At 67.3% G+C, this 13,730-nt stretch carries 14 protein-coding genes and 1 pseudogene; 4 read left to right on the top strand and 11 right to left on the bottom strand.

What is annotated here, in order from left to right; genetic code table 11:
- Positions 1 to 91: 91 nt before the first annotated feature.
- Together ACFXN1_RS24170 and ACFXN1_RS24165 are read right to left on the bottom strand one after the other, a co-directional pair.
- Positions 92 to 559: a VOC family protein gene (locus tag ACFXN1_RS24170; protein ID WP_379441765.1), complete on the bottom strand. Its 468-nt coding sequence runs from the start codon at positions 557 to 559 to the stop codon at positions 92 to 94.
- A 129-nt stretch (positions 560 to 688) separates the two neighbouring features.
- Positions 689 to 1,354 (bottom strand): class I SAM-dependent methyltransferase, encoded by a 666-nt coding sequence (locus ACFXN1_RS24165; protein ID WP_379441766.1) that lies wholly within the window; start codon positions 1,352 to 1,354, stop codon positions 689 to 691.
- Positions 1,355 to 1,521: 167 nt separating this feature from the next.
- On the opposite strand from ACFXN1_RS24165, the gene ACFXN1_RS24160 reads away from it, so the two are divergent.
- The gene (locus tag ACFXN1_RS24160) at positions 1,522 to 2,571 is read left to right on the top strand and encodes an AraC family transcriptional regulator ligand-binding domain-containing protein (RefSeq protein ID WP_379441768.1); all 1,050 of its coding nucleotides are present in this window, start codon (positions 1,522 to 1,524) and stop codon (positions 2,569 to 2,571) included.
- Positions 2,572 to 2,601: 30 nt separating this feature from the next.
- Here the strand turns inward: ACFXN1_RS24160 and ACFXN1_RS24155 are convergent, their stop codons facing one another.
- The gene (locus ACFXN1_RS24155) at positions 2,602 to 3,645 is read right to left on the bottom strand and encodes an AraC family transcriptional regulator ligand-binding domain-containing protein (protein ID WP_379441769.1); all 1,044 of its coding nucleotides are present in this window, start codon (positions 3,643 to 3,645) and stop codon (positions 2,602 to 2,604) included.
- A 239-nt stretch (positions 3,646 to 3,884) separates the two neighbouring features.
- On the opposite strand from ACFXN1_RS24155, the gene ACFXN1_RS24150 reads away from it, so the two are divergent.
- Entirely contained in the window at positions 3,885 to 4,907 is a 1,023-nt protein-coding gene (locus ACFXN1_RS24150; RefSeq protein WP_379441771.1) for a helix-turn-helix domain-containing protein, read from the top strand.
- Between the two features lie 10 nt (positions 4,908 to 4,917).
- Here ACFXN1_RS24150 and ACFXN1_RS24145 read toward each other — a convergent pair whose 3' ends face one another.
- From ACFXN1_RS24145 to ACFXN1_RS24135, 3 genes are all read right to left on the bottom strand, one after another.
- Positions 4,918 to 5,616, bottom strand: a complete 699-nt coding sequence (locus tag ACFXN1_RS24145; RefSeq protein WP_379441772.1) for a hypothetical protein — start codon at positions 5,614 to 5,616, stop codon at positions 4,918 to 4,920.
- Positions 5,617 to 5,729: 113 nt separating this feature from the next.
- The gene (locus ACFXN1_RS24140; RefSeq protein ID WP_379441773.1) at positions 5,730 to 5,936 is read right to left on the bottom strand and encodes a hypothetical protein; all 207 of its coding nucleotides are present in this window, start codon (positions 5,934 to 5,936) and stop codon (positions 5,730 to 5,732) included.
- On the bottom strand, positions 5,933 to 6,127 hold the full coding sequence (locus tag ACFXN1_RS24135; protein WP_379441775.1) for a hypothetical protein: 195 nt from the start codon (positions 6,125 to 6,127) through the stop codon (positions 5,933 to 5,935). Before ACFXN1_RS24135 ends, ACFXN1_RS24140 begins: the two co-directional genes overlap by 4 nt.
- A gap of 289 nt (positions 6,128 to 6,416) precedes the next feature.
- Here ACFXN1_RS24135 and ACFXN1_RS24130 point away from each other — a divergent pair, with 289 nt between their 5' ends.
- Complete coding sequence (locus tag ACFXN1_RS24130) at positions 6,417 to 6,974, top strand: TetR/AcrR family transcriptional regulator (protein WP_379441776.1); 558 nt, start codon at positions 6,417 to 6,419, stop codon at positions 6,972 to 6,974.
- A gap of 256 nt (positions 6,975 to 7,230) precedes the next feature.
- Complete coding sequence (locus ACFXN1_RS24125) at positions 7,231 to 8,748, top strand: class I adenylate-forming enzyme family protein (protein WP_379441778.1); 1,518 nt, start codon at positions 7,231 to 7,233, stop codon at positions 8,746 to 8,748.
- Positions 8,749 to 8,842: 94 nt separating this feature from the next.
- On the opposite strand, the gene ACFXN1_RS24120 is transcribed toward ACFXN1_RS24125, so the two are convergent.
- From ACFXN1_RS24120 to ACFXN1_RS24100, 5 genes and pseudogenes are all read right to left on the bottom strand, one after another.
- The gene (locus ACFXN1_RS24120; protein WP_379441779.1) at positions 8,843 to 9,553 is read right to left on the bottom strand and encodes a hypothetical protein; all 711 of its coding nucleotides are present in this window, start codon (positions 9,551 to 9,553) and stop codon (positions 8,843 to 8,845) included.
- 295 nt (positions 9,554 to 9,848) lie between these two features.
- Positions 9,849 to 10,026: pseudogene (locus tag ACFXN1_RS24115) on the bottom strand (FAD-dependent oxidoreductase); the annotation flags it as partial.
- A 264-nt stretch (positions 10,027 to 10,290) separates the two neighbouring features.
- Positions 10,291 to 11,019 carry a TetR/AcrR family transcriptional regulator gene (locus ACFXN1_RS24110; protein WP_379441780.1) on the bottom strand — a complete coding sequence of 243 codons (729 nt, stop codon included), beginning with the start codon at positions 11,017 to 11,019 and terminating at the stop codon, positions 10,291 to 10,293.
- A gap of 45 nt (positions 11,020 to 11,064) precedes the next feature.
- Positions 11,065 to 11,970 (bottom strand): alpha/beta hydrolase, encoded by a 906-nt coding sequence (locus ACFXN1_RS24105; protein ID WP_379441782.1) that lies wholly within the window; start codon positions 11,968 to 11,970, stop codon positions 11,065 to 11,067.
- 19 nt (positions 11,971 to 11,989) lie between these two features.
- Complete coding sequence (locus tag ACFXN1_RS24100; RefSeq protein WP_379441783.1) at positions 11,990 to 13,513, bottom strand: flavin-containing monooxygenase; 1,524 nt, start codon at positions 13,511 to 13,513, stop codon at positions 11,990 to 11,992.
- Between the last annotated feature and the right edge of the window lie 217 nt (positions 13,514 to 13,730).

The following is a 13,730-nucleotide window of genomic DNA, read 5'->3' as shown; positions in this document are numbered from 1 at the left end:
ACAAATGTACTAAATGACTGGCACACTTGTCTAGTACAAATGTCTCAGGCATGCCTACCTGGGGATATGTGTTTCCGGGAGGGTTCGGCGCTCAGCCGAGGGTCGGGGTGTCGTAGACGGTGAACCCGCCCTTGCCGTCGGTATCCATCCCGAGGAATCGATCCGCGTGGAAGGGGTTGTTGGCCAGCAGCCGCACCACGGTGTCGTCGGGGTCGGCGAGATCCAGGATCGCGCCGTACGGGCCGCGATCGATCACCTCACCGCGGGTGTACTCCAGTTCGTCGGCGCGGGCGGCGAAGGCGTGCAGGTCGTCGACCGAGTCCACCTCCAGGGCGAAGACGTCGAAGCCGCGGAAATCCGGTGTGCCCGCACAGTATTCGCGCTCCCACAACGCGATGCCGAAACCGGACGGGTGCATGAGCTGTGCCCCGCGCAGCTCACCCTCTTCCCGGAACTCGCCCGCCAGGCGCAGATCCAGCAGGTCGCAGTACCAGGCGACACTGCGCGCCAGGTCGCTGACCGGCAGTTTGACGTGGCGGATGCGGACCAGTCCGGCCATATGGTGCCTCCTGATCGGGGTGAGTCGAGCAGGGCATGAACCCCTGAAGGATGCCACTTCACCACGCCGCTGACGCGGAAGGGCACTCTCCTGGCGCGAATGGCCACCGCCCGGATGGGGCGCCGGCTCCTAACCGTTCTTGGTGGCGACGCCCGTGATCAGCGGTCGAACAATCGGGGGCATTGCCCGCCATGGCATTTCCTGCACGTCTTCGAGCTCCAGCCCGGACGCCCGGATCAGCTCGAGGGTGGCGCGGTTGCAGTGGCAGCCCTCTGCGAACCGGCGCCACGGCTCGGCGAGACGGTCTTGCCAAGAGGACAGCCGCGGCGACTCGGAACGTACGTGCTCCAGAAACAGCAGCTGGCCGCGGGGACGCAATACGCGCTCGATCTCCCGCAGTACCGGATCAGGGTCATCGACAGTGCACAACACGAGCGTTGAGACGACGGTATCCACGGTTCCATCCGCGAACGGCAGTTTTTCCGCCGATGCGTCGAGTACACGTGCGTGATTGCGGCTGCGACGCAGCCTCCGCGCCAACCGCGTCCGCATCGCGGCCTCCGGTTCGGTCAAGATCAGCTCGTCCAGGCCGTCCGGGTAGTACTCCAGGTTGAGGCCGGTACCGCTGCCGAGCTCGACAGTCCGCCCCCTCGCACGGCTGAGTAAATTTCGCCGGCGAGCGCCCATCCCCGCCCTCTCGCCCATCCACAGCAGAGGGTCATACAGCGTCGCGAAAGCCCGGGCCCACAGGTCCGAGCCCTCCGCCGCTGCCGCCGGGGCGGCGCCACTGCTCACAGACTCGACAGTACGCCGGACGGGCATCATCGCCTATGCCCAGCTCCTCGAGCAGGGCGGTGACAGTTGCCGATGCGCTTACTCTGCGGGTCGGCGCGAGGGGAATACGTACCGGAAGGTCCGAGTTAACGGGAGTCTCAGCGCAATTCCGTGAGAAGGTGGCAGAGATGGCGACTACGGTCCTGGACCGGTCCGGCAATGCGGTCAATACCGTCTCGTCCCATGTGGTGGGGGTGATCGCGGACGCGGCCCGGCGGGCGGGCGCCGAGACGGAGCAGATCGCCCAGTTGCTCGGCCGCGATCCGGCTCTGCTGTTCGACGACACGGCGCGCATCCCGACCGCGACGGCGTCGCGGCTGTGGGAGCTGCTGCACCGGCTGGCGGGACCCGAGGCCGGGGTGCTGGCCGCGGACGTGGCCGAGCTGGGGCGGCTGCACGTGTGGGACTACCTCATCGGCAATGCGCCCACCCTTGCCGAGGGCCTGCGCGACGCGGCGCGCTACAACAACACCATCTGCGACCGCCGGGTCGATCTGGAGGTGGTGGAGGACGGATCCCTGCTCACCGCACGCTATCTCGATCTGCCGCATCGGGGCGCGGCCGAGGCCGTCAACAAGGAATTCGTCATGGCGGTGATGGTGCGGCGGGCGACGGAGAGCTTCGGTGAGGGGGGCCGGCCGGTCCGGGTGGACTTCTCGCACCGGGGTCCCGACGATCGCGCGCACCTGGTCCGCGCGCTCGGCACCGGGAACATCCACTTCGGTCAGGACCGGGACACGATCACCTTCCTCACCACCGCAGAGTCTGGTGGCCGGACGAATGATCCTGTCCTGCAGGGGATTCTGCGATCGCACGCCCAGAAGCTGATCGACTCGATCGGGCCCGAACCGGCCTGGCTGGATGTCTTCCGCGCGGCACTGCAGGCGGCGCTGCCGGAGTCCGGCGGCGACGGGGTGGGTTTGGAGGAGGTGGCCACCGCCCTCCGGATCAGCGACCGGACCCTGCAGCGCCGCCTGGCCGAGCACGGCACCAGCTGGCGCGCGGAGCTCGAGATCGTGCGGCGGGACACGGCGATCGCCCTGCTGCGCGACCACACGGTGCCGGTGCGGTCGGTGGCGTTGCGCCTCGGGTACCGCGATCAACGGGTGCTGGCCCGGGCTTTCCGTCGCTGGACCGGGCAGTCGCCCGCGAGCTTCCGCTGGGATCAGTCGCAGTGACCGCCGGCGCGCAGGCGCACCGCGGCCCGCTCAGCTCACGTCGGTCCAGCGCTGCTGGGCGCGGCGCAGCGACCTCGGATCGGAGTAGCCGAGGCGGCGGGCGCGCTCGGCCTGGGTGAGGCCCAGCGGCTGGTCGAGAACCTGTTGCCTGCGGGCCTTTTCGAGCTCGTACCGCCAGGAGGTGCCCTCCTCGGCGAGGCGGCGCTGCAGGGTGCGACGGCCGGTCAGTAGCCGGCGGGCCACCGCGTCGATGGTCACCGCGCCGTCGATCAGCATCGACGCCAGCTCCTGCTGCAGCCGGTCGGACCAGGTGGTGATGCGCGGTGGCGCCGTCATCTCGGCCTGCTGCACCAGGATTCGGTTCAGGACCGGGTCGGCGCGCAGCAGCGGCAGCGCCAGATCGGCGTTCCGGAAGGTGACGCGATTGGTGGCCGCCCCGAAATCGATTCGGGGCGTACCGAACAGCTCGGTGAGCGCGGTCAGCTCCGCCTGGCCCTTGGGCGCCCGCTGCCGCAGTCGCACGTCCACCGGCACCACGTGCTGCCCGGTGGCCGTGCGCATTTTCACGATCATCCCGCACAGACCGGTGTGCATGGCCAGCTCGCTACCGCGGCCCTCACCCCGGGCCAGGCCGGTGTACACCGTCGTCACACCGTCCGGATCCGCGTCGGCGACCGCCTGGAACTCCCGGTTGGTCGAGCACGCGTCCATGAACCGATCGGTCAGCGCGAGTCCAGCACCCAGGGTGGGCGCGGTCAGCAGCAGGTAGTCGATGATGCCGAGCTGTCCGGGCGTGTACTCGAGTGCGGTGCGGACGGCGATGGCGGGATCCTGGGTTTCGTGTTCGACGAGTTCCCACAGCCGCAGATACCGCTCGCTGGGCACCATGGATTCGGGCGCGGTCAGCAGCCAGCCCGGCAGGTCCGCGGCGAGCGCCAGGCGATGTCGCGTGTCCTCGCACACTCCGATCGTGCTCAGCACATACCCGGGCAACAGCACGGTGTCCATCACCTGTGCGTCGGGGTCGAGCCCGGCCCCGGTGGGGGCGTGAATACCGGTGGGGTGGATGGTCATTGGGTTCCCGGGAGTGGAGCGTCATCGACGGGCGGTGGCATCGCGTTGCACTCACAGTGCAATGCACGAGGATCCAAATTAGACTGTGCGGTGCGGTTTTTGAAACAGGACGCACGACGTGGGTGACTTCAGCGCCCGAGGTGACGGCGGTCCGGCCGGTCAGCGGCCGGGTAGCAATGGTCGGGTCGCGGTCCCGAAGGTCCCGTTCAGAAGTAATCGGTGGTCGCTAAGCTGCGGCGATGATCGGCAATACCATCTCGTCGCGGCTGGCGGCCCTGGTTCGGGAGGCGGCGCTGCGGGCGGGAGCGTCGGCGTCGCAACTCTTCAGCGCGCTGGAGCTGGGGGCCGATCAGCTCGGCGACGATCTGGTGCGGGTTCCGACCGGCTCGGCGTGGCGGGTCTGGGAGCTGATCTATGCGGCCGCGGGGCCGACGGGAGGTCTGTGCGCGGCGGCCACGGCCACGCGGGGGAGCCTGTCGGTGTGGGATTACCTCTTCTCGAGCGGGCCGACGCTGGCCGAAAGTCTGCGCAGCGTGGTCGAATTGCGCGCCGTCGTCGCGGATCCGCTCGGTGGCGGCCAGGTGCTGGAGAGCGGCGGGCTGCTTATCGTCCGGGATACCGCGACCGTCGAACCGGGGCCGATCCTGGGGCTGGTCGAGGAGTTCACGCTCGCGGTGATGCTGCAGCGGGCCCGTGAGGCGACCGGGCATCCGCTGGTTCCGGTTCGGGTGGCGTTCCGGCACCGCGCGCCGCGCAATCACCGGCATCTCGTCGAGGCGTTCGGTACCAACCGGATCTGCTTCGAGGCCCCGAATTCCGAGCTGACCTTCCTCGATGCGGCGGCCCTGCCCACCGGGGGCGACCCGAACCTGGGCCGGATCCATCGCGGCTACGCGGAATTGCTGCTCGCCAGTGCGCGTCCCGTGCCCAGCCCGATCGGCAGGATCCGCGCGGTGCTGCGCGAGGCGATGGCGTGCGGCGAACTCGAACTCGATCAGGTCGCCGCCCGGCTCGCCGTGAGCCCGCGCACCCTGCAACGTCGTCTGCAGGAGCTGGGCACCAGCTGGCGGGCCGAGGTCGACACGATCCGTCACGAGCACGCGTCGGATCTGTTGCGCGGCACCGATCTCCCCATGTACGCGATCGCGGCCAGGGTCGGCTACACCGACCCTAGGGCGCTGCGGCGGGCGTTCCGCCGTCAGACGGGGCAATCCCCGGACGAGTTCCGCCGGTGGGCGGCCACCGGTTCGGTATCCGGGTAGCCGGCGTTCGTCAGGGGCGGTCGGTGGTGAGGTGGAGGTAGGCGGTGTCGAGGGGGATGTCGACCGCGAACCAGGCCGCGGGCCGGTCGTCGTCGCGGGGGCACCAGGCGGTCGCGATGCAGAGCCGGGCCACCTCCGTGCTGGCGAGACCGGGTAGCCGCCACTGGATTCCGGCCGGATCCAGGTAGCGCACACCGTATTCGGAGTCGTCGTCATTGCCGTCGGCGGGCAGCTGGTCCGCCCAGTCGGCGGGCATGAGCCGGCCGTCGGCGGCCTGCATGGCCAGCAGTTCGGAATCCGGGCCGCCGATCGACACCGAGAAGCGGTCGTTCTCGGCGGTCACGGCCGCGAGGCATTCACCGGAGTCGGGACCACAGAACGTGTCCGCGGACAGATCGGTCAGTTCGGCCGAGAAGGTCAGTGCGGGCACCGCCGAATGCGCCTGCACCTGCCAGATTCCCGCCCACATGGGTACGGCCGCGCCGCCGTCCCAGGCCGGCATCTCGATGCGGCCCAGGAGCAGATCGACCGTGGCGTCCCGGTGCCGCCAGCGGTGCAGGTGCGAGCCGTTCGCCAAGCGCCACACGGCATCCGGACCGGTCGGTACCTGTTCCGAGCCGAGCGCGACAGCGAACACGACGGTGCCGAGCGGCGTATCGATCACGGCGGGATGCCGGTCGACCTGGTGCAGGCGGTCGGTGGGAAGCATGCGCCCCATCATGCACCCCGGCGAATGGGCACCCGATCTCCGGTGCGGGCGAACGGCCCGGCGGAGGTGGGTTCCCGTCGGGCCGTTCAGGTTTCCGATCCGGCCGGCTCCCGTCACACTCCGGCCGCGACCGCCCGGGCGCGCCGGGCCGGTGACCGGAAGGTGGCCAGGGCGAGCGCCGCCGCGGCGAAGCCGAGCGCGGAACCGAGCCGGTAGCCGGCGGCGAGCAGCGGACCGGTGACGGTCATGGTGCGAGCCCCGAAGCGCGCGAACAGTTTCGGCGAGATCGCGATCATGCCGACCATGATCAGCGCGGTCATCGGCAGCAGCGCCGCGCCAGCGGCATCAGCGGATCCTTGAGTCGGGCCTTCATCGCGACGAACGCACCCAGCAGCACGGCGGCCGCGAACAGCACCACCCAGGTCGAGCCCGCGGCCCAATCCGCCTGGGGTATATGGGAACATCCTTGGCTGCTGTAACCTATCTCATACCCCTTAGGGGTATATGACATCTAGCGCCATTCCTACTCGTCGCAAGAAGGTGGGTGGTTGCCCTGCTCGGAAAGCGAGGTCTCCTGCTACTGCGGTATAGCCCGCAAACCCTGATAGGCGACGGTATGGCTGCCTCATCGCACGGTTGCCGCGATGTAGCCCCTCCGGCCCTGTCCTGGAGTATCGATGTCGAATCGATTTCGATGTCCGATTTCGACGCTGTTACGATCTCGAATCGTGTTCGAAAATTTGTCGACACCTCGGGCTACCATCCGCCCTGCTCCGGTTCAGCGCCGAGGAGTCAAGCGTGTGCAGGCCATTCTCGACGCCGCCGAAGCGTTGCTCGGTGAGCGGGGCTACGAGGCTGCCACCCTCAAGGCGATGGGCGAACGAACGGGCATTCCGGTGGCCTCGGTGTATCACTACTTCGCTGACCGGCATCAGGTTGAAACCGAGCTGGCGCAGCGGTATCTGCGCGAACTCGACGAACGTCTGCGTGCCGCATTGGGTCGCAGCGAGCCGGGCACCCTGCGTGACGCCTGCGACACGGTCGGTGACCTGTATCTCGCTTACATGCGCGAACATCCGAGCTTCGGCGAGCTCTGGTTCTCGGGGCGTAGCTCGTTGCTCAGCGAACTGGCGCAGATGTTCGACGCGTCGCAGGCGCGGCAGCTGTGGTGCCACCTCACCGAGCGTGCCCTGATTCGTCCCGATACCCCGCCGGTCGTTGTCGAACTCGCCTTCGAGGCCGCCGACAGGCTCTTCGATGTCGCTTTCCGGAGGTCTCCGAATGGAGATGACGCCACGATCGACGAGGCGCGTCGCCTGGTCGCTGCATACCTGGGGACCTACGCGCCACAGCGCTGAGGCAAGGAATGTCTCGACCCCGTCGGGCAGTCGCCGTCGAGTCGGACGCCATGCGCACGTCGGCCGACTGTTGACACGCTAACGCTACGACTCCTAAATTCGAACTCGATTCGACATCGAACTGCATCGCGGAGGCTGCCGGCCGAGCCGTGCTCTAGCGGGCCATCCTGTGCCGAATCGGACTCCCCCCCAGCGATGACAGAGGAGAGATCACCATGATGTCCGTAGCCGACTTGCGCCGCCCGGAGGCCGCCGAATGACCACTGCGATCATCGAAATAACGCGCTCGCGCAACCCTTTCGATCAATCGGCGTTGACCAGAGACGCGCGGGGGATCGCGCACTACACCGATGTGCCGGCGACGTTGCCGGACACGGTGCGCGCGCACGTCGACACGCACCCCGATGTCGAGGCGGTCGTCGAGATCGGCGGCGATCGGTTGACCTATGCCCAGCTGTGGGAACGCGCGTCGCGGGTGGCCGGTGGGCTCCGGGCGCTCGGCGTGCGGCGCGGGGATCGAGTCGCCCTGCGATATCCGGCCGGTGTGAACTGGGTGCTGGCCTTCTGGGGCACGGTGTTCGCGGGTGGTATCGCGGTGCCGGTCAATACGCGCTCGGCACCTCCGGAGGTGGAGTTCGTGCTCGACGACGCCGATGTGACGGTCGATCTGGCGGCCGATACTCCACTGCCCGACGGTGATCCGTACGTGGCGGAGGGTCTCGGCGCCGGTGATGTGGCAGCGCTCTTCTACACCTCCGGTACGACCGGACGCCCGAAAGGTGTTCCGACGACACGCGAGGCATTCATCACCAGCGCCGAGAACATGATTCGCTGTTCCGGCATCTCCCGTGGCGCCGGCTCGGACCTGCGCACCCTCATCTCCGTGCCCCTGTTCCATGTGACGGCCTGCAATTCACAACTGCTGGTCGCCGCCTACGCCGGCGGCACCTCGGTGATCCTGCCCGCACTCGACCTGCCCGCACTGATCGAAGCGATTGCCGCGGAACGCATTTCCTTCCTCGTGACGGTGCCCGCGGTGTACTCCCTGCTGCTCCGTCATCCGAATTTCGCCGATGCGGACGTGTCCCAGGTCCGCATAGTCGGGTACGGTGGCGCGCCGATCGCGCCGTCGCTGGTACAGGCGTTGCAGGCGGCGTTCCCCCAGGCGACCGTGATGAACGGTTACGGCATGACGGAGACGGCGTCCTTGATCGCCGTGCTACCGGACCGGGACGCGATCGAGCACGCCGATTCGGTCGGCTACGCGGTGCCGTCGGTGGATCTGGGCATCGTGCCGATCGACGGTGAACCGGGCACGGGAGAACTGGTGGTCCGAGGCCCGAATGTCACTGCGGGATACTGGAACCGAGCGAAGGCGACCGCGGAGACGATGGTGGGCGGCTGGCTGCGCACCGGCGATGTCGTCCGGGTCGATGATGCCGGACGCGTGCACATCATCGACCGGATCAAGGACATCATCAACCGCGGCGGCGAGAACATCTCGAGTGTGGAGGTGGAGGCGGTACTGCTGTCCGCTCCCGGTGTCGCCGACGCCGCGGTGCTCGCCGTGCCCCACGACGTGATGGGGGAGAAGGTCGGCGCCGTCCTGTTCGGAGACCGGGCGCCGATCGATATCGCCGCCGTGCTCGCGCATTGCCGAAACCATCTCGCCGACTTCAAGATTCCGCAGTACGCCACGGTTGTCACCGAGGCGCTACCGCGCAATGCCGGGGGCAAACTGCTCAAGAACCTTCTGCGCCGACAGGTGCAGTGAGGTGCTCCGTTGCGATGATGACCCACCGGGACCGACCAGTGGATCTTGTGGTTGCGCCGGGCGAGATCGCTACCGGCGCAACCACATAGGGCTGTCAGGGCACGGGAGCCGGTGCGTTCTCCATCTGGAAGAACTGGATCGCCGAGGCGATACCCACCGGCACGCCCAGCAGGATGATGCCTGCCGCCGCCCCCAGCGCGGTACCGATCGCCGCACCGGCGATACAGCTGCCGACCCAGCCGGGGACGAAGATCGGGGTCATCAGGGCGGCGCCGACGACCGCGCCCAGGATGCAGCCACCGCCGAGTCCGACGATGGTGCCGAGGAGGGTCCCGACGCCCGTGGCCAGGCCGAACTGGGCGGCCGCCCGGCCTAGATCGGCGTCGAACTGGGCATCGACCGGCTTCAGCGGATCGGCAGGAAGGGTGATCATGTCGACCGGGGCGGCCGCGGTCGGGTCGGTGTTCGGGGTCAGGGTGGCGGTATTGCCGTCGATCTTCGCTGCGATCGGGAACCGCAGGCCGCGCATGTCGTAACTCAGCGGCAGCCCGGCGACGACCTTTCCGGTCGAGTCGAGGACCTGGAACTGGCCGTCGTCGGTGGCCAGTGAGCCCAGATCGGTCTTGACGACCACGGAGTCGCCGACGCGGTCGGCGGTCCAGGGGATGCCGGCCTGCTGCGCATCGACCGGGCCGGCCGGGGCCGGGATCGGCTGCGCCGGAGCGGCATTGGAGTCGGGTATATTGTTGGTGAGCACGCCGAGCGTGACGACGGCGGCGACGGTGTAGGCGGTGATCTTCCTCATCGGTGAACCGAACCTTCCAAGAAGCGCGAATTGAACAGTGCCGCAGGGTTATCGAGCGGCAACGCTGGGGTCGTCGTGTGTTCTGCTGATTTGTTTGCCGACTAGAACTGGTTGAGCGTTGGAACCTCCGTTCCGCTGAAGTCCCTGTAAATGGCGGACTTTCAGCTGCTGCGGCGGCGGCTCTCCGACGAGTGGGCCGGCGAGTGTCAGTGCGTGGTGAGGGCCTCGCCCACGGCGCGCTCGGCCGCGCGGACGGCGCCCTCGAGGTAGCCCTCGAACTCGGGTGCGCCTTCGGTGATGACTCCATCGGCGACGTCGAGGTTGAGCGTGCGCCCGCCGACGCGGTCACCGGCCTCCAGGACCGCCACCGAGCGCCCCTTCTGTACCAGCCGGTGGGCGGCGGTGAGGCCGGAGAGTCCGGCGCCGACGACGACAACGTCGACGTTTCGCACCTCGTTGTGATCGCCTGCCATGACCTTCTCCGTTCGGCCGATCATCGAGTTGAAATAGAACTCGAATCGTGTTCGACATTAAGAAGAAGTGTGATCTATGTCAATGGGGGAGGTGCCGGGATCTGAATGAAGGATCGAAGACTGCGTAGCCGGTCGGATCGCGGGTTCGGCGCATCGTCAGCTCGGAGGTTGCAGCCTTACGAGGGTTGATCGGGGCGCGACTGCGGACCGCGGGGCGTTACCTGGCTCCAGGCCGCCGCGCGGTGCGAAAGGTGTTGGGGGAGGTCAGTTCTCCGGACGCTCGGACTCCGGCGCGTACGACTGCAGATAGAGACCGAGCAGGCGGCGTGCCTCGGCGATGGTGGCGTCGTCGCCGGTGTTCGGTGTCCGGCGGAATGCGACGTCGAACAGGCGGTTGCCGACCTCGAAAGCCAGTTGAATCACCAGCGGGGGCGTGTCCTGCCGGAGCAGTTCGCGTTGGACGCCCAGCTGAAGCATTCGCTCGGCAGTCGATTCGTCGAAGGACTGCACGAGTTCGGCCACCGCATCGCTACGCCCGGAGAACCACAGCTGAACGCAGCTCGGGTGGGTACGAAAATAGGTGAGCATCGGATCGATCACCGCATCGACGACATCCTGTACCGAGTCCAGCCGCACGTCGCCGTCGAGCGACTTCGAGAGCTGCTGATCCAGTTCGGCAATGTGGCGACCGATGATCTCGGTGTCGACCTGGTGGCGGTCCGAGAAGTAGTGATAGACCGACGCGATCGGGATACCGGCCCGCTCGCCGATGGCCTTGAGGGTCGCGGCCTCGTAGCCTTCTTCGGCGAGCAGAGTCTCCGCCGCGTCGAGGATGGCCTGGACGCGTTCGGCGCCGCGGCGCTGCAGGACGGCGTCCGGGCGTGCGGGTGCCTGGTGCTTGTTCGCGCGGATGCGATCGGTCGCCGGCGCGGCCTTCGTGCTCGGCTTCCTTGTCGAAGCCGAACGCTTGGGGGAGCGGGCAGTCTCAGCCATGGATACTGCCCTCAGCCGGAAAGTCGATCACAATTCGACACATTATCAGCGGAGAACCCGGCCGAAGAACTCGAGCTGATCGGTGAGCGCGCGTCGTTGCCACACACCGTCATAGACATCGAAGTGATCGACCGGGTATTCCTTGACGACGGCGTGATCGCCGAGTTTCCGAGCCATGCGATGGGCCGCGGCGACCGGGACGACACGGTCGGCCTCGCCGATCTGGACCAGTACCGGGCAGGTCACCTGTTCGGCGTAGATCGTAGGTCGGTTGCGGGCGACCTCGAGTGCATGGCGGGCACCGATCTCGTTGCGCCACGTAGGTCCGGCGAATGACGTATAGGCCTCTTCCGCGCCCGTCACGGTGATCATCGCCGTGCTGCCGGGTTGTCCCACGATGGGCACCATCCGAGGCCGGCCGCCGGTGATCACGGTCGCCGCATCGGCGAGTCCCTGTGCTGCGAGACGAGCCAGGCGGCCGACCCCGTCCTTGCGTGCGATCGAGGCGAGGCTGGCCAGGCCGTCGGTAGCCGGTGTCAGCGAGACCACGGCTGCGATCCGTCGTGACTGTGCGGCGACCGCGATCGCGTGGCCCGCCGAGTACGACGTGCCCCACAGGGCGATTCGATCGGGGTCGACGCCGGGTAGGCGGCGCGCAGCGTCGATCGCGGCGTGGTAGTCCTGACGTTGCCCGCGGTACGAAATAAGCTGTCGTGGCGTGCCTTCCGAATCGCCGAATCCGCGGTAGTCGAAGACGAATGCGTCCAGCCCGGCTGCTGCGAACGACTCGGCGTAGGACAGCAGGCCGGTGTCCCGGGTTCCGCCGAATCCGTGTGCCAGGACAACACACGGCCGCCCGGAACGCCGTTCGAAGGCAGTGCTCGTGGCGGGGATATGCCATGCGGCACAGGTGATTCCGTGACTGGTGAATGAGAGTTCTTTGCGTGTCATCGAATTCGTCATCGCTTTCTCACCGGCTCCCGGTTCGGGCGAAGGCAGGCTTGCGCACGGTGGTGAAATGGAGGGCAGGATCGTCGACGGGCCCGCGGCGTAGGCGCTCGACGTCCTTCTCGTAGACATGTTCGAGGGTCCATGGCCCCTCGTCACCGGCCCGGGGGAACGCGCCGATTCCGCGGTTGACGTAGCCCGCCTGGAGATCCAGGATCGGGAACCGCTCCATCCCCGGATTGTCCAGGACCGGGACGACGGTGTCGTAGCCGAAAGTCTTCATGTGGTCCAGCAATCGGCAGAAGTGCTCGGCAACCAGCTCGACTTTGAGGGTCCAGGAGAGATTGCTGTAGCCGACCGCGTAGGCGAGGTTGGGAATCCCCGAGAGCATCATCGCCTTGAAGGCGACCAGGTCCGGGAGATGGGCCTGCTGCCCGTCCACGCTGAGGGTGATCTTGCCGAACGGGAGCATATTGAGTCCGGTGGCCGTGACGACCACGTCCGCGGCCAGCTCTTGGCCCGACCGGAGCAGAATGCCGTTCTCGGTGAACCTGTCGATGTGGTCGGTCATCACCGACGCTTTCCCCGAGGAGATGGCCTTGAACAGATCGCCGTTCGGCACCATGCACAGGCGCTGTTCCCACGGGTTGTAGCGCGGCGTGAAATGCGTGTCGACGTCGAAGTGCATGGGCAGCTGAGCCCGAACCTGTGCGATGAGCAGCTTGCGCATCAGCCCGGGCGCCAGCTTGCTCGCTTTGAAGAGTCCCCGGCCGAGTGCGATGTTCTTGCGCCGGCTGATCCGGTGTGCCCGCTCCGGTCCGACGACCTTGTTCAGCAGGTGGGTGGTGACGTCCACGGCAGGGGCCGAGAGCACGTAGCTCGGCGAGCGTTGGAGCATGGTGACGTGCTTGGCCAGCGGTGTCATCGACGGGATCAGGGTGACGGCCGTGGCGCCGCTGCCGATCACCACTACGCGCTTGTCGGCGTAGACGAGGTCGTCGGGCCAGAACTGCGGGTGGACGACCCGTCCCTTGAACTCACCGATGCCCTCGAAGTCGGGGACGAAGGCGGACTCGTAGTCGTAGTAGCCGGTGCTGAGGAACAGAAAGCGCGAGGTGAAGGTCGCGGGACGCCGACTGCCGGTCCGGTGGACCGTTACCGTCCACAGCCCTGAGCCGGTGTCGAAGTCGGCGGCAACCACCTTGTGGCCGAAGCGAATTCGCTCGCGGATCCCGCATTCTTCGGCCGTCTTGCGCAGGTATTCGAGGATGTACGGCCCTTCGGCGATCGACAGGGGGCTGGTCCACGGCTTGAAGCTGTAGCCGAAGGTGGGCATGTCCGAGTCGGATCTGATTCCCGGGTAGCGGAACAGGCTCCAGGTGCCGCCGATCTCCTCGCGCGCCTCCAGGATTGCGAAGGACGTCCCTGGGCGTTCGCATTTCAGATGGTGGGCGATGCCGATCCCGGAGATCCCGGCGCCGATGACCAGGACGTCGACGTGCCTCGAGCGGTGTTCCGTGGAGCGCCCATTGCGCTTGATGATCATGCTTGTCAAATCTCCTGGGGCTGGGATGCACGGGGGTACACGCGGTGTGCCGAGGCAGCTTCGATACCTTGAAGTCGAACTAAATTCGAGTTTGAGTATGGAGTCGGCCGGCGGGTCCGTCAATGCCCTCCGTGGAGCCCATTGACACGCGATGGATCGTGACTTAGCTTACTTCGAAATCGAATCGTATTCGAATTTGCTGAGACAGCTGGCGACG

The sequence above is a fragment of the Nocardia sp. NPDC059154 genome, from assembly GCF_042755705.1.
In the GTDB taxonomy this organism is placed as follows: Bacteria; Actinomycetota; Actinomycetes; order Mycobacteriales; family Mycobacteriaceae; genus Nocardia.
The sequence above is the reverse complement of the archived record's forward strand: the minus strand, read 5'-3'. Positions and strand labels throughout refer to the sequence as shown.

What these genes read in the sequence shown, in the direction of transcription:
- ACFXN1_RS24150 (WP_379441771.1), top strand. Translation starts at nt 3,885, where the DNA reads ATGATCGGCAATACCATCTCGTCGCGGCTGGCGGCCCTGGTTCGGGAG.
- ACFXN1_RS24160 (WP_379441768.1), top strand. Translation starts at nt 1,522, where the DNA reads ATGGCGACTACGGTCCTGGACCGGTCCGGCAATGCGGTCAATACCGTC.
- ACFXN1_RS24140 (WP_379441773.1), bottom strand. Translation starts at nt 5,936, where the DNA reads ATGACCGCGCTGATCATGGTCGGCATGATCGCGATCTCGCCGAAACTG.
- ACFXN1_RS24145 (WP_379441772.1), bottom strand. Translation starts at nt 5,616, where the DNA reads ATGCTTCCCACCGACCGCCTGCACCAGGTCGACCGGCATCCCGCCGTG.
- ACFXN1_RS24135 (WP_379441775.1), bottom strand. Translation starts at nt 6,127, where the DNA reads ATGTCATATACCCCTAAGGGGTATGAGATAGGTTACAGCAGCCAAGGA.
- ACFXN1_RS24110 (WP_379441780.1), bottom strand. Translation starts at nt 11,019, where the DNA reads ATGGCTGAGACTGCCCGCTCCCCCAAGCGTTCGGCTTCGACAAGGAAG.
- ACFXN1_RS24155 (WP_379441769.1), bottom strand. Translation starts at nt 3,645, where the DNA reads ATGACCATCCACCCCACCGGTATTCACGCCCCCACCGGGGCCGGGCTC.
- ACFXN1_RS24100 (WP_379441783.1), bottom strand. Translation starts at nt 13,513, where the DNA reads ATGATCATCAAGCGCAATGGGCGCTCCACGGAACACCGCTCGAGGCAC.
- ACFXN1_RS24125 (WP_379441778.1), top strand. Translation starts at nt 7,231, where the DNA reads ATGACCACTGCGATCATCGAAATAACGCGCTCGCGCAACCCTTTCGAT.
- ACFXN1_RS24170 (WP_379441765.1), bottom strand. Translation starts at nt 559, where the DNA reads ATGGCCGGACTGGTCCGCATCCGCCACGTCAAACTGCCGGTCAGCGAC.
- ACFXN1_RS24105 (WP_379441782.1), bottom strand. Translation starts at nt 11,970, where the DNA reads ATGACACGCAAAGAACTCTCATTCACCAGTCACGGAATCACCTGTGCC.
- ACFXN1_RS24120 (WP_379441779.1), bottom strand. Translation starts at nt 9,553, where the DNA reads ATGAGGAAGATCACCGCCTACACCGTCGCCGCCGTCGTCACGCTCGGC.